Source organism: Allochromatium warmingii, assembly GCF_900107145.1.
GTDB lineage: Bacteria > Pseudomonadota > Gammaproteobacteria > Chromatiales > Chromatiaceae > Thermochromatium > Thermochromatium warmingii.
The window spans coordinates 1-22,331 of record NZ_FNOW01000037.1; the positions used below are offsets into that span (position 1 = coordinate 1).

The following is a 22,331-nucleotide window of genomic DNA, read 5'->3' on the forward strand; positions in this document are numbered from 1 at the left end:
GTGCTTGTCGTGTGCGTGCATGCCGCCAACATCTTTGATGGTACCGCCGCACGCGAAGTCATCGCACGCTTATTTTTACTCCTTCAATCCGTCAAAATTATTTGGACGGATGGCGCCTACGCCGGAGCAGAACTGATTGAATGGGTATTTAAGCAGTTTGCCTGTACGCTCACTCTTGTTCAGAAACAAACTGGTCGCAAAGGTTTTCATGTCTTGCCACGTCGCTGGGTCGTTGAAAGAACATTCGCTTGGCTTGGACGCTCGCGCCGATTGAGTAAAGATTACGAGCGTAAGCCAACCTCTAGTGAGTCTCAAGTTTACTTAGCGTCTAGTCGATTGTTGCTTCGCCAAATTTGCAATAATCAAGTTCGCTATAAATTAGCCGCTGGCTAGAAAAAAACTGATTTGCCAGTTTCTAGACAGCCTCTCAATCTATTTGAAGCATCCGCTTTCCTCCGGATGCACCCTGAAACCTTACGACGTCTGGCCGCTGTTGGGGAAGTTCCTTGTGCCAAGCCCAGCAGCAAGCATTGGCTGTTTATTGACGAAGATCTGGCCGAATGGCTGCGCTCGCGCTACTCTGAAAAAGCGCGGGCGGTTGAGCCGAGAGGAACGACGACATGCTCTACCACCGACCCAATAGCCGGCACTGATGGGTGCGCTTCACCACACCAGACGGCAAAGAAGTACGACGCTCTACTGGAACGGAGGACAAGAAAGACGCCGAGGAGTACGAAGCACAACTGAAGCAGAATCTGTGGCGCCAAGAGCGCATGGGCGAAAAGCCCCGCAGAACCTGGCCGGAAGCGGTTGTGCGCTGGATCGGGCGCCGACCATCCCACTGTTGCCTGAACCCAAGCAGCGCATCCGTTGGCTCACCCGTGAGGAGGCGGATCGCTTGATCGGCGAACTGCCTGAACATCTAGCAGATATGGCGCGTTTCAGTCTGGCCACCGGCTTGAGAGAGGCCAATGTCACGGGTCTTGAGTGGAGCCAGGTCGATCTTGAGCGGCGGGTGGCCTGGATCCATCCGGATCAGGCCAAGGCGAAGAAGGCGATCGGAGTGCCGCTCAATACAGATGCCGTCTTGGTGCTTCGACGCTGGGAAGGTCGCCACGACGAACGGGTCTTTGCCTATCAGCGTCGCGATGCAAACGGTGCTCTTGTCTGGCTACCGGTCAGCAAAGCCGGTGGACGGGCCTGGCGAAAAGCGTTACAGCGAGCAGGGATCAAGGAGTTTCGTTGGCACGACCTGCGGCATACCTGGGCCTCCTGGCATGTTCAGTCAGGAACCCCCTTGCATGTTCTCCAGGAACTTGGTGGCTGGTCGGACTTCGCCATGGTGAAGAAATATGCCCACCTCGCCCCTGAGCACTTGGCCGAACATGCTGCCCGGATCGAGTCAGGGATTCGAAGCGTTCCGCACATTTTCCGGCACACCGCTTAGGCGGACAAGAAAAAAGCGGCAACGTGAGTCACGTAACCGCTTGTAATTTCTAGCTTAAATTGGTCGGGGCGAGAGGATTTGAACCTCCGACCACCTGAACCCCATTCAGGTGCGCTACCAGGCTGCGCTACGCCCCGTTGGAAAGAAGCGGAATCATACGCTGTCGCACAGCCGGCGTCAACGCCGAAGCACGTGCAGAATCTCCTCAAGCTCAAGCCGCATCTGTCGCAAAATCTGATGCGTCTGACTGAGATCCTGCTTGGCGCCCTCGCCGCTGAGCTGCTGACGGGCGCCGCCGATGGTGAACCCCTGCTCGTAGAGCAGATTGCGGATCTGGCGCACCATGAGTACATCATGACGCTGATAGTACCGGCGATTGCCACGCCGCTTGACCGGCTTGAGCTGCGGAAACTCCTGCTCCCAGTAGCGCAGCACATGCGGCTTGACGCCGCACAGCTCGCTGACCTCGCCGATGGTGAAATAGCGCTTGCCGGGGATCGGCGGCAGTTCGCCGTCGCTCGCTCCGATCAGGCTATCGCTCGGTTCCCGCATAGGCTTCCACTCTCGATTTGAGCTTTTGGCCCGGACGGAAGGTCACGACACGCCGGGCGGTGATGGGGATCTCCTCGCCGGTCTTGGGATTGCGCCCAGGGCGCTCTTTTTTCTCGCGCAGATCGAAGTTGCCGAACCCGGACAGCTTGACCTGTTCGCCGCGCTCCAGGGCGGCGCGGATCTCCTCGAAGAACATCTCGACGATGTCCTTGGCCTCGCGTTTGTTCAGGCCAAGCTCTTCGAACAAATGCTCGGCCATGTCGGCTTTGGTCAAGGCCATACCCGTTCAATCCCTCAAGCGTGCATCGAGTTCGGAGGTCAGGCGCTCCAGGATCCGCCCCACCGTCGCATCTATGACTTCGTCCGTAAGTGTCTGAGAAGACGACTGTAAAATCAATCCTAAAGCGAGACTTTTTCGACCTGTTTCGATGTTCCGGCCGGTGTAGACATCGAACAGGATCAGGTCGCGCAGCAGGTCGGAGGCGACCGAACGGATGCACTGTTCGACCGCTTCGTAGCTGACCCCTTGGTCGACCAGAATCGCCAGATCGCGCCGGATGCCTGGATAGCGTGAGATCTTGGCGTAGCGCGGCAGCACGCCCGGTGTCAACGGAGCCAGATCGAGTTCGAACAGGAACACATCGCCGGTCAGATCGAGCTGCGCGGCGAGTGCCGGATGCAGCATCCCGATCAGGCCGACCGTCTGACCGTCGCGCTCGATGCGCGCGGTCTGGCCCGGATGCAGTGCCGGATGCTCAGCGGGCACAAAGCGGAAGGACGCGGACGCGCCGGTCTGGGTCAGCAGTGCCTCGACATCGGCCTTGAGATCGAAGAAATCGACGCCCTGCCCTTTCTGGCCCCACTGCTCCGGCAGCCGGTCGCCGACGACTAAGCCGGCGATCCCCTGCGTCTGGGTCAGACCTTCGGGGCCAAAGCGAAAACGCAGTCCGCTCTCGAAGATGCGCACGCGCTCCATCTGCCGCGCTTGGTTGTAGACGGCGGTTTGCAACAGTCCGGGCCAAAGACTGGTGCGCATGACCGAGAGTTCGGCGCTGATCGGATTGGCCAGCTTGAGCGTCTCCACCCCTGGCTCGACCAGTTCCTGGATCTCGGGACTGACGAAGCTGTAGGTGATGACCTCCTGGAAGCCGCGATCGACCAGCGCCAGCCGCGCGCGGTCGAGCTCGAAGCGAGTCTCCGAGTCTGACTGGGTGGCTGAGGCCGAACTCGCATGACTGACCGGGATCAGGTCATAGCCGTGAATGCGCCCGATGTCGGCGATCAGATCGACCTCCTGCACCAGATCGAAACGCGCACTCGGCGGCGTGACCTGCCAGCCGTCCTCGCGCCGCTCGATGGTCATGCCGAGCCGTTCGAGGATGTCCTCGATGGTCTCATTGGGCAGTTGCAGACCCAGGATCCGCGCCACCCGCTCGGCGCGCAGATGCAGCGGCATCGGGCGCGGCAGATGCTCGGCGGCGCTGACCTCGCACACCGGCCCCGGCTCGCCGCCGACGATGTCGAGCAGCAACCGCGTGGCGCGCTCGATGGCACGCACCTGGAGTTCGGGATCGACACCGCGCTCGAAACGATGCGAGGAATCAGTGTGCAGCCCGTAACTACGCGCCTTGCCGCTGACGGCCAGCGGCGCGAAGAAGGCGCTTTCGAGCAGGATGTCGTGCGTCTCGTCACCGACGCCCGAGTCCGCACCGCCCATGATGCCTGCGAGCGCGACCGGGCGCTCGGCATCGGCGATGACCAGCGTGTCGGCGCGCAGGGTCGCCTGTTCGCCGTTGAGCAGGGCCAGCATTTCGCCCTCGCCGGCCATCCGCACCCGGATCTCGCCCGCGAGCTTGGCCAGATCGAAGCCGTGCATCGGCTGACCGAGTTCGAGCAGCACATAGTTGGTGACATCGACCACCGGGCTGATGGCGCGAATGCCGCCGCGCCGCAGCCGCTCGCGCATCCACAGCGGCGTGGTCGCGCTGGGGTCGATGCCACGGATGACGCGGCAGACATAGCGCGGGCAGGCTTCGGACGCGAGCAACTGAACCGGGAAACGCTCATCGCTGGTCGGCGCGACCGGCTTGATAGCCGCCGACGTCAGCGGGACACGATTGATGACCGCCACCTCACGCGCCAGCCCCGCCAGCCCGAGACAGTCGCCGCGATCCGGCGTCAGATCGACCTCGATGCACTGATCATCGAGCGCCAGCCAGGCGCGGAAATCCTCACCCAGGGGCGCATCGGCGGGCAGCGGCAGGATGCCGTCAGAGGACTCGGCCAGACCCAGTTCGCTCGCCGAGCAGATCATGCCGAACGACTCGACCCCGCGCAGCTTGGCACGCTTGATCTTGAAATCCCCCGGCAGACAGGCGCCGATGGTCGCCACCGGCACCTTCATCCCAGCCGCGACATTGGCCGCGCCGCAGATGATCTGGAGCGGGGCGTCCTCGCCGACATCGACCGAGCAGACACGCAGCTTGGCAGCGTCCGGATGCGGCTCGATGCTGAGCACATGACCGACCCTAACCCCACTGAAGACGGGTGCTGCCGGTTCGACCGCGTCGACCTCCAGCCCCGCCATGCTGAGTTGATCGGCCAGACGCTGGGTATCGACCGGCGGGTTCACCCATTCGCGCAGCCATGCCTCACTGAATCGCATGTCCCCTTCCCCATTCCGACGCCTGACGAGCCTCGGGCAAAATTAAAACGAGATGATTAGGCGATTTTCCGATACGTCCATAAATAGACAGGATTTACAGAATTTTCCAAGATTGACAGGATTAAAAAACAATGACTTATCATCCTGCGCATCCTGCAAAATTTTGTTCATCCTGTCTATTTGAACCAGATAAACGCTTTCACGGAAACGACCTTAAGTGTCTGACTCTGACGTATGGCCACGCACTCAACGGAACTGACGCAGATAGCGCAGATCGTTATCGAAGTTGAGCCGGATGTCGTCGATGCCGTAGCGCAGCATGGCCAGCCGCTCCACACCCATGCCGAAGGCATAGCCGAGATGACGCTCCGGATCGATGCCGACATGGCGGAAGACCTCGGGATAGACCATGCCGCAACCGAGCACTTCCAGCCAGCCGGTCTGCTTGCAGACGCGGCAGCCGTCGCCGTCGCACATCACGCACTGGATGTCGACCTCCGCCGAGGGTTCGGTGAAGGGAAAATAGGACGGACGGAAACGCAGCTTGAGATCGCGCTCGAAAAAATTGGTCAGGAAATCGTAGAGCACGCCCTTGAGATCGGCGAAGCTCACCTGCTCGTCGACCAGCAACCCCTCGACCTGATGAAACATCGGGGTATGGGTCAGATCCGAGTCGCAGCGATAGACGCGCCCCGGAGCGATCACCTTGAGCGGCGGCGCCTGCTCTTCCATCACCCGGATCTGCACCGGCGAGGTGTGGGTGCGCAACAGCCGCTCGGCGTCGAAATAGAAGGTGTCGTGCATCGCCCGCGCCGGATGGTGCTCGGGGATGTTGAGCGCCTCGAAGTTATGATAGGCGTCCTCGACCTCGGGGCCTTCGACCACGGCAAAACCGGCGTTGGCGAACAGCCGCTCGATGCGCCGCAGCGCGCGGGTCACGGGATGCAGTCCGCCGGGCGCCTGTCCGCGTCCGGGCAGGGTGACGTCGATGCGCTCAGCGGCCAATCGCGCCGCAAGCGCCGTCTGTTCGAGCGCGGACTTGCGCGTCTCGATTGCCTGCTGCACAGCGTCCTTGGCCTGATTGATGGACTGTCCTGCGGCTGGACGTTCAGCGGGAGGTAAGGTGCCGAGCTGCTTGAGCAGGGCGGTCAGCTCACCGCTCTTGCCCAGATAGCGCACGCGCACCTGATCGAGCGCCGTCGCGTCGGCGGCCTGGGCGATGGCCTGGATCGCGGCCTCCTGGAGCGACTGGATACCGAGCGCGGTCTGTTCGGCCATGAGGTTCTCCGAAAACAGGCTGGGAGACGAAATAGACAGGATTAACAAGATTTTTCAGGATCTACAGGATTGAAAGATTTAGAAAAAATCCTGTCAATCCTGCGAAATCCCGTTAATCCTGTCCATTTTTCAATAGATCAACGCAAAGAGGGAAAGACCCGAGCCTTTCCCTCCAGCGCGACAGCGGCTACAGGCTCGATCAGGCTAGGGCGGCCTTCGCCTGTTCAGCCAACGCCGCGAAAGCGACGCTGTCGTGATAGGCGATGTCGGCCAGCATCTTGCGATCGACCTCGACACCCGCCTTCTTCAGCCCGTCGATCAACCGGCTGTAGGACAGACCGTTATCACGCGCAGCGGCGTTGATACGGGCGATCCAGAGCGCACGGAATTCGCGCTTTTTCTGACGACGGTCACGATAGGCATACTGGCCGGCCTTGATGACCGCTTGCTTGGCGACCCGGAAGACTTTGCTTCGGGCGCCATAATAGCCCTTGGCCTCTTCGAGGATCTTCTTGTGCCGCGCATGGGCGGTGACGCCGCGTTTGACTCTTGGCATTCTCTACTCTCCGGTCTGGGGTTCAGTGCACTCTAGCAATACGGAATCATGCGGCGGGCGGCACGCAGATCCGACTTGTGGATGCGCTGAGGCGCACGCAGTTGACGCTTACGCTTGGTCGATTTCTTCGTCAGAATATGACGACGGTGCGAGGCGTTGCACTTGACACCACCGGAGGGCGTGCGCTTAAAACGCTTCGCGGCTCCTCGATTAGACTTGATCTTGGGCATGAGACTGGATAACTCCGCTATTTGCCGATGAGTGTGAGGCGACGCCGCACGCAAACCCTGATTAAACCCAGAATCAAATCAAGCACGCATCGGGCACCTATGCAGGTGCCCGATGACGGATTTGATGCGACTTGGGGAATGCAGGACGGCTCGCGTGCCGGAGCGTCGCTATTTCTTCTTGGGGCCGAGCACCATCACCATCTGCCGACCTTCCATGAGCGGCTGCTGTTCGACGATGCTCACTTCGGCGAGGTCATTTTCAATGCGTCGGAGCAATTCCAGCCCGAGTTCACGATGAGCATGTTCACGCCCACGAAAACGCATGGTGACCTTCGCCTTATCCCCTTCATTGAGGAAACGGGTCAGGTTGCGTAGTTTGACCTGATAGTCTCCCTCGTCCGTCCCTGGGCGAAACTTAATTTCCTTAATCTGTACCTGCTTCTGCTTCTTCTTGGCCTCGTTTTTCTTCTTCTTTTGATCGAAGAGAAACCGACCGAAATCCATCAACCGACACACCGGCGGCTCGGAGGTCGGCACGATCTCGACGAGATCGAGTCCCGCCTCCTCAGCCATCGCAATGGCCTCACGGGTGTTGACCACCCCAACCTGATTTCCATCCGCGCCGATCAGCCGGACTTCCGGGATGTTGATCTCTCTGTTGACGCGGTTTCTCTTTGGCGCGGCGATAGCAGGTATCCTCCAAAAACGCAAATAAACACGGTCTGGGCGAATTGGCCGATGGCGCGATTCGCCGCTTGACCGTCCATCAATGAATGCGGTGCGCGACCGCGTGGCTCAGTCGCTCAATGAACGCATCGAGGCTGAAGGAACCCAAATCTTGGCCCTGGCGGTCACGAACCGACAGCGAGCGAGTCTCGACCTCACGATCTCCGACCACGAGTAGATAAGGAACCCGCTGCAAGGTGTGCTCGCGGATTTTAAAGCCGATCTTCTCGTTTCTCAAGTCGAACTCAGCACGGAAGCCCTTGTCGCGCAAGGTCTTAACGACCTCCCTGACATAATCGGCCTGACGGTCGGTGATATTGAGTGCTACCGCCTGCACCGGCGCGAGCCAGACGGGCAGCAGGCCGGCATAATGTTCGATCAGAATGCCGATGAAGCGCTCGACCGAACCGAGGACGGCGCGATGGATCATCACCGGCGTCTGCTTGCTGTTGTCCTCGGCAATGTAATGCGCACCGAGGCGACCGGGCATCGAAAAATCGACCTGAATCGTGCCGCACTGCCAGGCGCGTCCGATGCTGTCGCGCAGGGTGAACTCGATCTTGGGGCCATAGAAAGCGCCCTCGCCCGGCTGGATACGGTAGGTCAAGCCCTTGTCGTCGAGCGACTGAGCGAGCGCCGCCTCGGCCTTGTCCCAGAGTTCATCGGCACCGACGCGCTGCTCAGGACGCAACGATAGGGCCAGATCGATGTCAGCGAAACCGAAATCGCGATAGGTCTCGAACACCATATCGATCAGGGTCGCAACTTCCGATTGGAGCTGATCCTCGGTGCAGAAGACGTGGGCGTCGTCTTGGGTAAAGCGACGCGCCCGCATCAAACCGTGCAGAGTGCCGGATGGCTCGTTGCGATGCACCACGCCAAATTCAGCTAACCGCAGCGGCAGATCGCGGTAGCTTTTAAGTCCCTGATTATACAGTTGGATATGACCGGGGCAGTTCATCGGCTTGATCGCAAAATCACGGTCATCAAGCTGAGTGGTGAACATGCCGCCGGCGAACTTATCCCAGTGGCCGGAACGCTCCCAGAGCGAGCGGTCGAGCACCTGCGGGGTCTCAACCTCTTGATAGCCGTATTCGTCGAGCTTCTCGCGCATGTAGGCTTCGGCGAGCCGGTAGACCACGCGGCCCTTAGCGTGCCAAAACGCCATGCCGGGCGCTTCGTCCTGAAAATGGAACAGATCAAGCTGCTTGCCGAGCTTGCGATGATCGCGCTTTTCGGCTTCTTCGAGGCGATGCAGATAGGCGTTGAGTTCTTTTTTGTCGCGCCAAGCGGTGCCATAGATCCGCTGCAACATGGCGTTGCGCGAATCGCCGCGCCAGTAAGCGCCAGCGAGTTTCATCAGCTTAAAACCATTGCCAAGCTTGCCGGTGCTCGGCAGATGCGGGCCGCGACAAACATCGAACCAATCGCCTTGACGATAGATCGAGACCGCCTCGCCGCTGGGGATAATGTCGTCGATGATCTCGACTTTATACTGCTCACCCTGCGCGGCAAACAACTGCTTGGCCGCTTCGCGCTCCATAACCTCGCGCACGATGGGCAGATCGCGCTTGACGATCTCGTGCATCCGCGCTTCGATGCGCTCCAGATCGGCGGGCGTAAACGGTTCGTCGCGGGCGAAGTCGTAATAGAAGCCGTGTTCGATGGCTGGGCCGATGGTAACTTGCGTGCCTGGATAGAGTTCTTGCACCGCCTGCGCCATCACATGCGCGGCATCGTGGCGCAGCAGTTCGAGCGCGGTTTCTTCGTCCTTGCTGGTGATGATGGCCAGCTCGGCATCGTGATCGATGATATGCGTAGTATCGACAAGCTGACCGTTGACGCGACCGGCGAGCGCGGCTTTAGCTAAACCGGCACCAATCGCAGCAGCCACATCATGAACACTTACAGGCTGCGCGAAGGCGCGTTGCGAGCCATCGGGAAGGGTAATCAGCGGCATCGTTGAATCCTAGATTTCAGTGGCGATCGATACGAGGGATCGCGTGAGCGTTCAGCGCATTCCCGAACGAAGGGCAATAAAAAAGCTGCCAGCTTCCAGTCAAAAACTTTCAGCCGGTTGGTGCTGAAAGCGGATTGCTGAAAGCTGGCAGCCGGTGTTGGTAGGCGCGATTGGACTCGAACCAACGACCCCCACCATGTCAAGGTGGTGCTCTAACCAACTGAGCTACGCGCCTGTCGTTAAGAGACGAGTATAGTACAGGCTGGCGCTGATGGGTGCAAGTCTTTTTCTGATCACGAAGCTCTGCACCAGCTTCGTGACCTAAAATAATAAAGACAACCAAAAATTTTTCTGCGTATTTCCGCGCTTTCAGCGGCAAACAGCCAAGATTAGGCCGACAAACGCCGATATTTCAACCGATGCGGCTGATCGGCTTCGGTGCCGAGTCGGCGATGGCGGTCAGCTTCGTAATCGGCATAATTGCCTTCAAACCAGACGACCTGCGAATCCCCCTCAAACGCCAAAATATGCGTCGCCACGCGATCTAAGAACCAGCGATCATGGCTGATGACTACCGCGCAGCCCGGAAAGACCAATAAAGCCTCCTCAAGCGCCCGCAATGTTTCGACATCCAGATCATTCGTTGGCTCGTCCAACAGCAGCAAATTACCGCCGCGTTTAAGCACCTTAGCTAAATGCACGCGATTGCGCTCACCGCCCGATAAATCGCCGATACGCTTTTGCTGATCGGTGCCTTTGAAATTAAAGCGCCCGCAATACGCCCGCGAGGGCATTTCATAGCGACCGACAGTGATAATATCTGAGCCGCCGGAGATTTCTTCCCAGATGGTCTTGTTATCATCGAGCGCGTCGCGACTTTGATCAACATAAGCAATTTCAACCGTTTCGCCGATGCGCAATTCGCCAGCATCCGGTTGTTCGCGTCCGGTCAACAAGCGGAATAATGTCGTTTTACCCGCGCCATTCGGGCCGATAATGCCAACGATGCCGCCTTTCGGTAGATTGAACGAGAGATTGTCATACAGCAAATTATCGCCATAGGCTTTTTTCAAGCCAACTGCTTCGATGACTAAATCACCGAGACGCGGGCCGGGCGGAATATAAATCTCGTTGGTTTCATTACGAGCTTGAAATTCCTGTGATTGCAGTTCATCAAACCGCGCTAAACGGGCTTTGCTTTTAGCGTGACGGCCTTTAGGATTGGTACGCACCCATTCCAATTCTTGCTTCATCGCCTTAATACGTGCTTGCTCTTGCTTTTGCTCCAATTCTAGGCGCTGTTCTTTTTGATCGAGCCAAGAGGAATAATTGCCTTCCCAGGGAATCCCGTGACCACGATCAAGCTCTAAAATCCAGCCGGCGACATTATCCAAGAAATAGCGATCATGGGTGACGGCAACCACGGTGCCCGGATATTCGTGCAAAAAGCGTTCGAGCCAAGCGACTGATTCGGCGTCGAGATGGTTCGTCGGCTCATCTAAGAGCAACATATCGGGTTTGGACAGCAGCAGCCGACACAGCGCCACGCGCCGCCGCTCACCGCCGGATAGCTTAGTGACATCGGCATCCCAGGGCGGGAGCCGGAGCGCCTCGGCAGCGACTTCGAGCGTGCGGTCGAGATTATGGCCGTCGGTGGCTTCGATGAGATTTTCCAGTTCGGCCTGTTCGCGGGCGAGCGCATCGAAATCGGCATCCGGTTCGGCATAGGCGGCATAGACGGCATCGAGCCGGTCGAGCGCGGCCTTGATATGACCGAGTGCCTCTTCGACATTGCCGCGCACATCTTTGGCCGGATCAAGCTGTGGCTCTTGGGGCAGATACCCGACCTGAATTCCGGGCTGAGGACGCGCCTCGCCCTCGATTTCAGTATCAATTCCGGCCATGATGCGCAACAGTGAAGACTTGCCCGACCCGTTGAGGCCCAGCACGCCGATCTTGGCACCGGGGAAGAACGATAATGAAATATCGCGCAAAATAACGCGCTTGGGCGGGACGACCTTGCCGACCCGGTTCATCGTATAGATATATTGAGCCATAGCTTCCGTATGAATGTTGTAAACGGCCAAGAGATGACATTATGCCCCAGATTCTGACTGATTCGACGCTGGACGATCTCAGCCCCGTCCACGCGCTTGACCCGGAGCAACGCGCACGACTTGCCGCCAGCGGTCAGATTGCCGCCATCGCAGCGGGCAAACGGCTGACGGCGCTACAAGAGCATCCCTGGCTGGTGTACCTGGTATCGGGACAGGGGGCGCTGGTGCGGGACGGACAGAAAACGCTGATTCAGGCGGGTACGCCGCGTGCCCGCCAGCCGCTGTTTTCTGAGCAACAGTTACTCGATCAGATGATTCTGACCGAAGAATCAGAGGTGCTGCGGCTCGACCGTCAGTTATATGACGCGCTCAGTGGCCAGCAGCGACCGGCGGTGCCGGGGTCATTAGAAGAACTGGATTTGAGCGATGCCGAAGGCGCATTGCTCGGCAAGCTCTATCACGCTTGTAAGCAGGGATTGCTTGGGCTGCCGACATTGCCGAAAGTGGCGCACGCGATTCAAGAAGCCATGCAGGATCCGAATATCACCTCGGCGCGGCTGGCGCGAATTGTTCAGGTGGATTTAGCGATTACTGGCGGTTTAATTCGGCTGGCGAATAGCGTGTTTTATTGTGGAGTTAAAAGCATTCCAGATGTGCGCAATGCGATTATTCGTCTTGGCATGGAAGTGACGCGCTCAACGGTGATGAGTTTAGCGATGCGGCAGTTATTTCGTGCTGAATCGCCGTTGATGAAACATCGGATGAAAGCGGCTTGGAATCGCAGTGTGCATATTTCCGCGTTGAGTTATGTGATTGCGCGGCATTGTCCGAAATTCAATCCTGAGCAAGCGATGTTAGCTGGATTGGTGCATAACGTTGGCGTGATTCCGATTCTCGATTATGTCAGCCGCCATGAAATCGAAGCCAGCGAAGAAGAAGTTGAAGCGGCGATTATTAAGCTCGAACGGATGGTCGGTGAATTGGTTGTGAGTTATTGGGGATTGGGGCCGGAGATTGCTGAGATTGTACGCTATTCGGGTGATTGGTACCGCGACGATCAGGAAACGCCGAGTTATTGCGATATTGTGCGGGTAGCGCGATTATATCGGCTGAATCAATCGGAATCACGCGGCCCGCTGCCGCGTTATGATGAAGTGCCGTCGTATTATAAGCTGGGGTTGGGGTTTCCGACCACTGATGGGACGGTTGATGTGCTTGCCGAGGCGAGCGAGGAATTAGGGGCGGTGATGGCGATTTTGAAAGGGGAGAGTTAGGTCGGTTCGCTTTGCCGCGTAATAATTGACAGGATTAACAAGATTTTTCAAGATTAACAGGATTTTTTAAGTATTTAATCTCCTGTAAATCCTGAATCATCCTGTTCATCCTGTCTAATTTTTACGGAATCACCAACATCACGCCGGGCACCAGCCGTTCAGGTGTTTCAAGCTGATGACGATTCGCGGCGAAAATCACCGGCCAGCGATCACTGCGACCATAAACGCGCCGACTGATGATCGCCAAGCTATCGCCGGGGCGCACCCGATAGAGCGTGGCGCTGGTTGGATGCGTCGTTGCGGATTGTTCAGCGAGACGGTTGCGCTCGGCTTCGCAGTCGCGCAAACGCTGCGCTAATTCCGCCTGCGCCGTGCGCTGGGCGTCGAGCGCCTGCAAACTCTCGGCTAACCGCCGCTCGGCGTCCATCCGCGCTTGATCGGCACTTTTACGCGCCAGCGCCGAATCACGCAATTTGCCCTCCATGCCCTCTAAACGGTGTTGCAGTTCATCGAGCGTCGGCGGCGCGGCTGGCGCAACCTCAGGCGCGAGCGCGTCTTCGGCTACCGCCAGCGGCCCAGCGCCCAGCGCCAGCGCGATTCCACAGCAGCCAAGCCAGCGCCAGCGGTGCGGGTCGCTGTTGCGTCGTGTTCGAGATCGCTCGCGCATCGCCTTGCCTCGTTCCGTTACTGCTGCCCAGCTCGCTCCAGCAACCAGTGCGTTAGCAACGCCACTGGCCGCCCAGTGCCGCCCTTGTCTTTGCCGCTCTGCCACGCAATGCCGGCGATGTCGAGATGTGCCCAGCGGTAGTGTTTCGTGAAACGCGACAGAAAACAGGCCGCCGTGATCGCTCCTCCATCGCGGCCGCCGACGTTGGCCATATCCGCAAAATTGCTGTCAAGCTGGGGCTGATACTCCTCCCACAGTGGCAGCCGCCAAGCGCGATCACCAGCGGCTTCACCGGCCGCTAAGAGTTCCGCCGCGAGCCGATCATCTGCCGTGAATAATCCCGCCGGATGCTTGCCCAGTGCGATCACACAGGCGCCGGTCAGGGTCGCTAAATCAATCACAATCTCCGGCTCAAACCGCTCGCAATAGGTCAGCGCGTCGCAGAGAATCAGCCGCCCTTCGGCATCGGTGTTGAGAATTTCAATCGTCTGACCGGACAGACTGGTGACGATGTCGCCCGGCTTGTTCGCGGCACCATCGGGCAGATTCTCCGAAGCGGGCACTACGCCGATCAGATGCAACGGCAGCTCCAATTCACATGCCGCGCACAGTGCCCCGATCACCGCCGCGCCACCGGCCATGTCATATTTCATCTCATCCATTTCGGCGGCGGGCTTGAGCGAAATTCCACCGGCATCAAAGGTCAGCCCCTTGCCGACTAATACCAGCGGTTTCGTGGCTTTCGCTGCGCCCTGATAGTGCATCACAATCAGCTTGGCCGGTTGCCGACTGCCCCGCGAGACCGACAACAGCGCCCCCATACCCAATTCAGCAAGCTGGGCTTCGTCGAGCACCTCGATGTTGAGTTTCGGATAGCGTGCGCCGAGGGCGCGGGCTTGATCGGCCAAATAACTTGGCGTGCAAAGATTGCCGGGCAAATTGCCGAGTTCTCGCGCCAGCCGGATGCCTTCGGCCATCGCTTGACCGTGCTGCACGGCGCGTTCGGCGTCAACCATCTCGGCTTTTTTGCTCACCCACACCGTCACGCGCTTGAGCGGCGTTTTTGGAGCGCGTTTATCATCGGTCTTGGTGTAACTGTAGCGATAGACTTTATCGGCGACGGTGATGACCAGATCGCGCACACTGCCATAGAGATCGAGCGATGGCGGCAGCGGATCGGGGAGCACGCAGGTTGCTTCACCAGCGGCGCTCTGTTGCAGCCAGGTCGTCGCGGCGGCGAATGCTTGGCGATACTGGGCACGGGTGGTCTCTTTCTTCTTACCCAAGCCGATCACTAACACCCGTTCCGCCGCCACCCCCGGCACGGCATACAGCAGCAATGTCTGACCGGCGGTGCCGTCGATGTCGCCGGATTTCAGCCGCTGGCTCAGATAGCCGTCGCTGGCGTGATCGAGGCGCTCGGCGGCTGCCGAAAGCTTGCGTTTCTCAAAGATCCCGACAACCAAACACGGGGTCTTGTGGGCGGCGAAATCGCCAGTTTTGATCTTAAATTCCATCAGCGAGTCCTACAGAGCGCCTGTGCGTATGGTCAAAGTCGAAAGTGTACCGAAAATAGCGGCAGCGCGGTGGCAGCGGGCACCGCGCCGCCTGTTGCTGCAAGTCAAGCTAAAAGCTGGCCGCTAAAACATGACCATTTTAGATCGCTATCTCGCCGGAGCTGTTATCAGCGGCACCCTGCTGACACTCGGCGGCCTGACCCCATTGATGGGCATTTTTCTGCTCTCCGATGAACTCAATACCATCGGCACTGCCCGCTACGGACTCGGCGAAGCAATGCTGTTTACGCTGCTGAGCCTGCCGCGCTATCTCTATCAGCTCTTTCCCATCGCCACCCTGATTGGTGCGCTCTTTGGCTTGGGGACACTGGCCAGCCGCTCCGAACTGGTCGCTATGCGGGCAGCGGGCATCTCGGTCGCGCAGTTGGTGCGGTCGGCCTTGCTCGGCGGCGTGCTGCTGGCGCTGCTGGCTGTGGTTCTCGGTGAATGGATCGCGCCCATCGCCGAACAGCGCGGACTGGAACTGCGCCGCGTAGCCCTCTCTGGTGAAGCCGCGCAACATACGCCGCACGGCTTTTGGGCCATCGACGATGGTGCCTATGTCAACATCCGCGCCATTCAATCCGGTACCCAGCTTGTGGATATTGACATCTATCGCGTCGATGCCAGCGCCGGCACGCTCGAAGCCACGCACGCCAAACACGCCTACTATCAAAACGGACGCTGGTTGCTCACCGACATCGCCCGCAGTCGCGTCAGCAAACACGGGGTTCAGGTCGAGCAAATCGCCGAGGCCGAATGGAACTCACTGCTCGATCCCGACTTGCTCAAGGTCGTGGTGATTGATCCGCAGGTGTTACCAGTCTGGGGACTCTATACCTACATCCGCTTTATGGCGGTCAATCAGCAGGATGCCAGTGCCTACGAGGTCGCATTTTGGGCCAAAGTGCTGCATCCGGTGTTAACGCTGTCGATGATCCTGATTGCCATTCCCTTGCTGCTCGGCTCGGCACGCACCAGCGGACTGGGACGGCGGCTGTTAGTCGGCATCCTCGTCGGTCTGCTGTACTATTTGATTAGCCGCTCATTTGCCTATTTGGCACTGTTATTCGGCCTAAATGCGTTGCTGGCTTCAGTGGCCGCGCCCGTGCTTTTTATCAGCGCGGCGCTGTGGTGGCTCAGGCGGGTGGGGTGAGATGAGATGAAGCTGATCGGGATGACGTAGGGCCACGCTCGATGCGCTCCCTACGTGCGCAAAAAAAGCAAAAAAGCAAAAAACTCAGGCGCTTTTTGCTAGTAACACGACGCGGGTATTGGATTTGCTATCGTGCCATGCCAAGCCCTGACGGTTAAACAGGCTCCACCACAGCCCCAGACCCGCCGGAATCAAGCTTAGAATCGACCATACAAACCGCTTCACCGCAGCATTGAAGTCAACCGGCTGACCATCCTGACGGATCACCTGAATGCGCCAGGCTTTCATACCCAACGTCTGCCCGCCGTGTGTCCAGAAATAGACATAAAACCCTGCCGTGACCAGCAGCAGATAAATTTGCTCCAAGAACAGATAGTGTTGATGCAAGTCGCCGCCGGTTATCACACCATAGGGCACAACGATGAGGCCGAGGGCAATCATCAGCACCGCGACCAGTAACATCAGGTCATAGAGGAACGCGCCGATGCGGCGCATGATAGAAGGCTTTTGGGCTTGCGAAAGGTCAAATGACATGGTCTTCAGGATCGGTTCACAGGGGTTAAAAGAAGCGGCCTCAGACGAAGCCAGCGAGGTCGAGCACACCGCGCACCATGCGTGCCGATGGGTACACGCAGTCACGGGCGCGATGTCAAGATGAGTATTAAACCACTTCTGTTCCGGCTTTTGCGACGGGTACCCATGCCCTGGATCGCGATCATCGTCGGCTTGGCTACCGGCAGCTTCATCTGGATTCTGCTCGACCAGATCCAAACCCGCCAAATTGACAAAATCTTCGGCCAAGAACTGCAAATCCAGCTTGAGCTACGCGCCCGCGAAAGCCTGATTCGCTTTGAACGCTATCTCGCCAGCTATGCCGCCACCACGCGCCTGCTGGCCAACTATCGCACGCTCTCGGAATATCTCGAACCACTGTTCTGGTCAGATACGGCCAGCGATCCGCCGGTGATTTATAAAGATTTTCGCCCGCAGTGGCTGCCGGATTTCTTCACCCGCGATGCGCTCACACCGCCCAGCCAGGTGCTGCTAACCGATGCGCAGGGACGGGTACGCGAGGTGTTTCAGGCCGGTTCCGCGCCACTCCCGACCGCGATTGCCCAGCAGGTGCCCGCGCAGTGGCTCGACCGCCATGAGATCGGCACCGTCATTGCGCGTCTCGACGAGCGGCTGTATCTACTCACCAGCGACGCGACCGAAGATGCCGGTGGTTATCACATGGGCTATTTGCTGGTGCTGGTGCCGGTTGACACCGCGTTTTTGGCCGCCTCACAGCGCGGCATTGATGCCGGACGTGCATCGGTGGCACTGGTCGAGCGCACACAACAGCGCATTCTAGCCAGTCTCGACCCGAGTTTTATTCCGCTCAATTCGCGCCTGAGCGATTGGAGCGCCACCCATGTCATCACCTCGCAAGCCCTACCCGAAGCGGTGAACTTAAATTCCAATCTATTATTTGCGACCCTCGTGCCCGAATCACGGGTTGAGCGCATGTCGCGCCATGTACGATTATTTGAGCGCCGTCAGCGATTGTATGCCGCAATTGTTTTTGTGATTGTCTTTACCGGCCTGATTTATTTGGTTTCAGCGCGACTGAATAAAGTGCTTAAACGCATGACGCGCTTTTCACAACGCGCCCTCGGCATTGCCGAGCCGGGGTTTCAGCGCGACGGCAATCAATTAGTTTTATTAGAAGATTGGATTCAGCATTTCACGCAATTAGTCCTCAAAGCCCGCGAAGAAATGAGCCAACGTCATCAAGCGGCCATGCGCGACAGCGAAGCACTCAAGGCCGCAATGATGGAAGCCTCACTTGACGCCATTGTCACACTCAATCATAGCGGGCGCGTGATTGAATATAATCCGGCCGCCGAGCGATTATTTGGCGTCGGGCGACCCTTTGCCTTAGGTGCGAGCTTTAGCGACCGCTTTTTGCCCGATTTAACCCGTCCGGCATTTAAACGCCTGCTCGACCGCTCACGCCATCGCCAGCGCGAACCACTTGGGCGCGGTGAATTGATCGCACTGCACGCCGATGGGCAAGAAATTCCAGTCGAAATTTCCATTGCACCGATTGAGCGCGTCGGCGAACATTTTTTTACCCTGTATATTCATGACATCAGCAGCCGCAAACGCGCCGAGCAAGAAATTAAAAGTCTGGCGCGATTTGCCAGCGAAAGTCCGCATCCGATTTTGCGCGTGACCGCCGCCGGATTGATTGTGTATGCCAATAGCGCCAGCCGTCCGCTGCTCCGTGCTTGGAATACCGAACCCGGTGAACCGCTGCCGCCGGATTGGGGCGCGGCGGTCGCTGAAGCCCTGAACACGGCGCAGCCGCTCGAACGCGAACTCGATATCGGCGGGCAATGCTATTCGCTGCTATTGGCCCCGATTCGTGATCTGGGTTATGTCAATCTCTACGCCCGCGACATTACTGCCGTGCGCCGTGCTGAACAGGAATCGCGCCAACATCAGGCCGAATTAGTCCACGTCTGCCGCCTGAGCACGATGGGCGAGGTCGCCACCGGCATGGCGCACGAACTCAATCAGCCGCTGTCGGCGATTGTCAATTATGCCAATGGCTGTGTCCGGCGGTTGCAGAGCGGTCAGGGTGAATCCGAAGCACTGATTGGCGCACTGAACCAGATTACCGCACAAGCCAAACGCGCCAGTGAGATCATCAAGCGTCTGCGGGCGTTGGTCGGCAAACAGCCGCCAGCACGGGCCGAAACTGACCTCAATCAGTTGGTACGCGAGGTGTGCGCGTTTCTCGAATTTGAGATCAACCGCGTTGGGGTGACAATTGCGCTGGCGCTACCGAACGAGCCGATTCCGGTTTGCGTCGATCTGGTGCAAATTGAACAGGTTTTGCTCAATCTGGTCGGCAACGCGCTCGATGCGCTAGAAACCTGTCCTGAAGCAGCGCGTCAGCTTCAAATCAGCACCACGCTGGACGGCGCTTGGGCACAGGTCGCCGTGCGCGACAGCGGCCCGGGGATTGCTGCCGACCGGCTCCAGACGCTCTTTGATCCCTTTGTGACCACCAAAGCGGGCGGCATGGGCATGGGACTCGCCATCAGTCAAACCATCGTGGACAATCACGACGGGCGCATCTGGGCTGAATCGCTCATCGGACAGGGCGCAACCTTTTATGTGCGCCTGCCAATCGCAGCGCCGAGCGTCGCAACCAATACGGATTAAAAAAACCACGCCATGATTGCTGAAACACCGGCCACTGTTTTTATTGTCGATGACGATCAAGCCATGCGCACCTCATTGCAATGGTTAATTGAATCGACCGGCATGACCGTCAAAACCTACGACTCAGCCGCCGCCTTTTTAGCTGATTATTATCCGGGTCGCGCTGGTTGTCTGCTGCTCGATGTACGAATGCCCGGCATGTCTGGCTTAGAATTACAAGCGTATATGGCGCGGGAAGGATTTCGGACGCCGGTCATTTTAATTACCGGACACGGTGATGTCGCAATGGCGGTACGCGCCATGAAAGCCGGCGCGATGGATTTCATCGAAAAGCCCTTCCATGATGAAGATTTATTACGCAGTCTCCGCTATGCGCTCGATTATGACCAAAAAACCCGCGCTAATCGTCTGGTGCAAGCCGATATTGCGCGACGTTTAGCTGAACTGACGCCCCGCGAACATGAGGTGATGATGATGGTAACCGATGGCCAATCGAATAAAGAAATCGCCGCTGCATTGGGCGTCAGCGCCAAAACCGTTGAAGCGCATCGCGCACGAGTCATGGAAAAAATGCGTGCCGAATCGCTGGCAGAATTAGTGCGCATGGCGCTACAAGTGACATCGGAAATCTAACAAACTGTGCAGCGATGTGCAGCACTTCGTAGCACGATACAGCCGGTTTGCTCGTGTGGTGCGCACCCGCAACAGCAAATGGTTTTAAACTATTCAATCACTCTTTCAATCATTAATGGAGGCAGCGAGATTCATGCTGTACAGCGCATTCAGCGCATGCAGCAATTCTGACCCGCTTTCATGCGGGGATCTTGCGTAAAACAACCGATGAAAACCAAGCCAAGTTATTTTTATCCAACCGCAACCGCGCCGGCTTTATTATCCGTGTGTGGTGATGTGCCGATCAATGAAGCGGTTTCCGAAGCGGCGAATATGGTTGGCGCGGCGCTCGATACGCTCAAGGCGCTAGTCAATAGCTTGCCCGCGCATCCGGGCGGTCATAATGCGCAATGCGCGATTTATACGCTTGAAACTGCTGCTGGTATTTTAACAGCGGTGCAAGCGGGATTAGCGGATTCAACATCAGATGCCGCGATTGCGCCGCTTTCCGTTTCGATACCGGAACCGCTGCCAGCAGCGCCCGCTGCGCTAGAATTTGAACCAGAGCCGGAATTAGAATCGGAACCGGAAATCCATACCGAGCCGGATGATATGGCATCAGATATGACGGCTGATGTAGCTGGTGCTGAGGAATTAGCATCAGAGCCGGAACTAGAATCAGCATTCACGTCAGAACCCGAATCGGCAACAGCAGAGAATGACGCTGAAGTTGCGTATGAATCGGCGGCTCAAACTGAAGATAAAGATAAAGATGAAGCTGAAGCTGAAGCTGAATGTGACGCCAAAGCATCAGAGTCAGAATCTGAGATTGAATCATTATTTAGCGCAGAACCGGATTTTGAACCGGAATCAGAGCCAGAATTTGAGCCAGTCGCTACCGCCGATACAAAAGCCGATGAAATCTCTGAGTTAGAAGCGGTGCTATTAGCTAAATCGCAAACTATTGATGATTTTGAAGAAGATGAGATGGATATGGATTTTAATATCCCGCCAACTCCGGCACCAGCGGTAAAAACCGCTCCCGCAGCGGCTTCTGCACCAACAGCTATTGAAGAAGACACTGAAAGCAATGAACATCCCTGGTCAGTCATTGCGGAAATGGATCCGAATGAATTAGCCAAGCTAGATGTGAATGTGGAGCAGATGCAAACCCAAACAGAAACAGCGGCATCGGTTTCACCCTGGGAAGATGATGAAGCTGATACCGCAACTGCGCAAATACCCGCAGCCGCTACTTCATCAACAGTAGAGCCGGATTCTGGATTTAGTTCTTTAGATGATGCAGCACAACATGATCCACTCGGTTTATGCCCGATTTGCGGACGCAATGACGGGTATTTAAATATCAGCAAAAATCATTTTGCTGTTTGCAATAAACACCGCGTATTTTGGCATGTCGGCACGGCGCTGTTTGATTCTTGGCAGCATGAAAACGAAACCATTTGGCAGCGCAATAAAGAAAAGCTCAAAGGCTATAAACAAGTCGAGCCGATTTATGCGCGTCATTTGGCACAGGAGGGCGAGTGGCCTCGGCCGCGTGCGGCATGATCGCAACCCAGCCCATCGGTGTGTTTGATTCGGGCTTAGGCGGTTTAACCGTATTACGCGAAATTCGCCGCCTGTTGCCTAATGAAGATTTATTCTATGTTGCCGATTCAGCACATGCACCCTATGGCGAGCAATCGGCAGCATTTATTGCCGCCCGCACGCTGGCAATTACTGAGTTTTTATTGGAGCGCGGTGCGAAAGCAATTGTTGTCGCCTGTAATACGGCGACAGGCGCGGCCGCGCAATTATTACGCGACCGCTATCCACTGCCGGTGATTGCACTGGAACCGGCAGTAAAACCGGCGCTGGCCCGCACGCGCTCCGGTGTGGTGGCGGTGCTGGCTACGCGCCAGACGCTCGCCAGCCCGCGCTTTGCGGCCTTGCTCCGGCGGCTGGAAACACATACCGAGATTGTGCTGCAACCCTGCCCCGGATTGGTTGAATGCGTCGAGGCAGGTGATCTGAACGGCGAGCGCACTCGTGCATTGGTGCGCGAGTATTTGGAGCCAGTATTGGCGCGGGGCGCGGATACGCTGGTGCTGGGGTGTACGCACTATCCCTGGCTGACCCCATTGATTCAAGAACTGGCGGGCGCTGAGGTGCAGATACTGGATTCGGGCGGCGCAGTGGCGCGGCAGGTGCAGCGCCGCCTGAGCGACGCTGAACTGTTAGCGCCTGCTGAACGGGTCGGGTGCGAGCAGTTTTGGACGAGTGCGTCGCCGAGTCGGATGCAGCCGCTGCTGGCGCGGTTGTGGGGGCGGGATGTGCCGGTGTTGCATTGGGTTGAGAATGCTTAAACGCGGCGATCAG

21 protein-coding genes and 2 tRNA genes are annotated in these 22,331 nt (G+C 57.8%); 9 read left to right on the forward strand and 14 right to left on the reverse strand.

Translation table 11 applies throughout. The features are described 5' to 3' along the window. The 3 genes from BLW10_RS10560 to BLW10_RS10570 all read left to right on the forward strand — a co-directional run. Nucleotides 1–393 (forward strand): transposase (locus BLW10_RS10560; RefSeq protein ID WP_143117052.1); only part of this gene is annotated, 393 nt, incomplete at its 5' end. Nucleotides 394–405: 12 nt separating this feature from the next. Further along, nucleotides 406–747 carry a helix-turn-helix domain-containing protein gene (locus BLW10_RS14540; RefSeq protein ID WP_425425903.1) on the forward strand — a complete coding sequence of 114 codons (342 nt, stop codon included), beginning with the start codon at nucleotides 406–408 and terminating at the stop codon, nucleotides 745–747. A 97-nt stretch (nucleotides 748–844) separates the two neighbouring features. Next, nucleotides 845–1,447 (forward strand): site-specific integrase, encoded by a 603-nt coding sequence (locus BLW10_RS10570; protein ID WP_218139717.1) that lies wholly within the window; start codon nucleotides 845–847, stop codon nucleotides 1,445–1,447. A gap of 60 nt (nucleotides 1,448–1,507) precedes the next feature. Here the strand turns inward: BLW10_RS10570 and BLW10_RS10575 are convergent. From BLW10_RS10575 to ettA, 11 genes are all read right to left on the reverse strand, one after another. Beyond that, a tRNA-Pro gene (locus BLW10_RS10575) sits at nucleotides 1,508–1,584 on the reverse strand. Nucleotides 1,585–1,624: 40 nt separating this feature from the next. Further along, nucleotides 1,625–1,999 (reverse strand): MerR family transcriptional regulator, encoded by a 375-nt coding sequence (locus tag BLW10_RS10580; RefSeq protein ID WP_091334567.1) that lies wholly within the window; start codon nucleotides 1,997–1,999, stop codon nucleotides 1,625–1,627. After that, a complete protein-coding gene (gene ihfA, locus BLW10_RS10585) occupies nucleotides 1,980–2,279 on the reverse strand; it encodes an integration host factor subunit alpha (protein WP_012970205.1) in 300 nt (99 codons plus the stop codon). The genes BLW10_RS10580 and ihfA overlap by 20 nt, the downstream gene beginning before the upstream one ends. Before the next feature lie 6 nt (nucleotides 2,280–2,285). Further along, nucleotides 2,286–4,664 carry a phenylalanine--tRNA ligase subunit beta gene (gene pheT / locus BLW10_RS10590; protein ID WP_091334568.1) on the reverse strand — a complete coding sequence of 793 codons (2,379 nt, stop codon included), beginning with the start codon at nucleotides 4,662–4,664 and terminating at the stop codon, nucleotides 2,286–2,288. A 246-nt stretch (nucleotides 4,665–4,910) separates the two neighbouring features. Then, nucleotides 4,911–5,942 (reverse strand): phenylalanine--tRNA ligase subunit alpha, encoded by a 1,032-nt coding sequence (pheS, locus tag BLW10_RS10595; protein WP_091334570.1) that lies wholly within the window; start codon nucleotides 5,940–5,942, stop codon nucleotides 4,911–4,913. Between the two features lie 199 nt (nucleotides 5,943–6,141). Continuing rightward, nucleotides 6,142–6,498 (reverse strand): 50S ribosomal protein L20, encoded by a 357-nt coding sequence (rplT, locus tag BLW10_RS10600; RefSeq protein ID WP_012970202.1) that lies wholly within the window; start codon nucleotides 6,496–6,498, stop codon nucleotides 6,142–6,144. Between the two features lie 32 nt (nucleotides 6,499–6,530). Further along, the gene (gene rpmI, locus BLW10_RS10605; protein WP_091334571.1) at nucleotides 6,531–6,728 is read right to left on the reverse strand and encodes a 50S ribosomal protein L35; all 198 of its coding nucleotides are present in this window, start codon (nucleotides 6,726–6,728) and stop codon (nucleotides 6,531–6,533) included. Between the two features lie 168 nt (nucleotides 6,729–6,896). Continuing rightward, nucleotides 6,897–7,439, reverse strand: a complete 543-nt coding sequence (gene infC, locus BLW10_RS10610; protein ID WP_245709330.1) for a translation initiation factor IF-3 — start codon at nucleotides 7,437–7,439, stop codon at nucleotides 6,897–6,899. Nucleotides 7,440–7,494: 55 nt separating this feature from the next. Then, nucleotides 7,495–9,414: a threonine--tRNA ligase gene (thrS, locus tag BLW10_RS10615; RefSeq protein WP_091334573.1), complete on the reverse strand. Its 1,920-nt coding sequence runs from the start codon at nucleotides 9,412–9,414 to the stop codon at nucleotides 7,495–7,497. 158 nt (nucleotides 9,415–9,572) lie between these two features. Continuing rightward, nucleotides 9,573–9,649, reverse strand: a tRNA-Val gene (locus BLW10_RS10620). 154 nt (nucleotides 9,650–9,803) lie between these two features. Further along, nucleotides 9,804–11,471, reverse strand: a complete 1,668-nt coding sequence (gene ettA / locus BLW10_RS10625) for an energy-dependent translational throttle protein EttA (RefSeq protein WP_091334575.1) — start codon at nucleotides 11,469–11,471, stop codon at nucleotides 9,804–9,806. A 41-nt stretch (nucleotides 11,472–11,512) separates the two neighbouring features. Here ettA and BLW10_RS10630 point away from each other — a divergent pair, with 41 nt between their 5' ends. Further along, complete coding sequence (locus BLW10_RS10630) at nucleotides 11,513–12,745, forward strand: HDOD domain-containing protein (RefSeq protein WP_091334576.1); 1,233 nt, start codon at nucleotides 11,513–11,515, stop codon at nucleotides 12,743–12,745. A 121-nt stretch (nucleotides 12,746–12,866) separates the two neighbouring features. On the opposite strand, the gene BLW10_RS10635 is transcribed toward BLW10_RS10630, so the two are convergent. Together BLW10_RS10635 and BLW10_RS10640 are read right to left on the reverse strand one after the other, a co-directional pair. After that, nucleotides 12,867–13,412 (reverse strand): LysM peptidoglycan-binding domain-containing protein, encoded by a 546-nt coding sequence (locus BLW10_RS10635; RefSeq protein WP_091334578.1) that lies wholly within the window; start codon nucleotides 13,410–13,412, stop codon nucleotides 12,867–12,869. 17 nt (nucleotides 13,413–13,429) lie between these two features. Further along, nucleotides 13,430–14,929 (reverse strand): leucyl aminopeptidase, encoded by a 1,500-nt coding sequence (locus BLW10_RS10640; protein ID WP_091334579.1) that lies wholly within the window; start codon nucleotides 14,927–14,929, stop codon nucleotides 13,430–13,432. Nucleotides 14,930–15,059: 130 nt separating this feature from the next. Here BLW10_RS10640 and lptG point away from each other — a divergent pair, with 130 nt between their 5' ends. Then, nucleotides 15,060–16,124 (forward strand): LPS export ABC transporter permease LptG, encoded by a 1,065-nt coding sequence (gene lptG / locus BLW10_RS10645; RefSeq protein WP_091334581.1) that lies wholly within the window; start codon nucleotides 15,060–15,062, stop codon nucleotides 16,122–16,124. A gap of 84 nt (nucleotides 16,125–16,208) precedes the next feature. On the opposite strand, the gene BLW10_RS10650 is transcribed toward lptG, so the two are convergent. Continuing rightward, nucleotides 16,209–16,658, reverse strand: coding sequence for an RDD family protein (locus BLW10_RS10650; RefSeq protein WP_091334582.1), 450 nt, complete (start codon nucleotides 16,656–16,658; stop codon nucleotides 16,209–16,211). A 165-nt stretch (nucleotides 16,659–16,823) separates the two neighbouring features. On the opposite strand from BLW10_RS10650, the gene BLW10_RS10655 reads away from it, so the two are divergent. From BLW10_RS10655 to murI, 4 genes are all read left to right on the forward strand, one after another. After that, the gene (locus tag BLW10_RS10655; protein ID WP_091334584.1) at nucleotides 16,824–19,340 is read left to right on the forward strand and encodes a PAS domain-containing sensor histidine kinase; all 2,517 of its coding nucleotides are present in this window, start codon (nucleotides 16,824–16,826) and stop codon (nucleotides 19,338–19,340) included. Nucleotides 19,341–19,352: 12 nt separating this feature from the next. Then, nucleotides 19,353–19,973, forward strand: a complete 621-nt coding sequence (locus BLW10_RS10660; RefSeq protein ID WP_091334586.1) for a response regulator transcription factor — start codon at nucleotides 19,353–19,355, stop codon at nucleotides 19,971–19,973. Between the two features lie 207 nt (nucleotides 19,974–20,180). Beyond that, the gene (locus tag BLW10_RS10665; protein ID WP_091334587.1) at nucleotides 20,181–21,521 is read left to right on the forward strand and encodes a hypothetical protein; all 1,341 of its coding nucleotides are present in this window, start codon (nucleotides 20,181–20,183) and stop codon (nucleotides 21,519–21,521) included. Further along, nucleotides 21,518–22,318 carry a glutamate racemase gene (gene murI / locus BLW10_RS10670; protein ID WP_091334609.1) on the forward strand — a complete coding sequence of 267 codons (801 nt, stop codon included), beginning with the start codon at nucleotides 21,518–21,520 and terminating at the stop codon, nucleotides 22,316–22,318. Before BLW10_RS10665 ends, murI begins: the two co-directional genes overlap by 4 nt. Nucleotides 22,319–22,331: the final 13 nt, after the last annotated feature.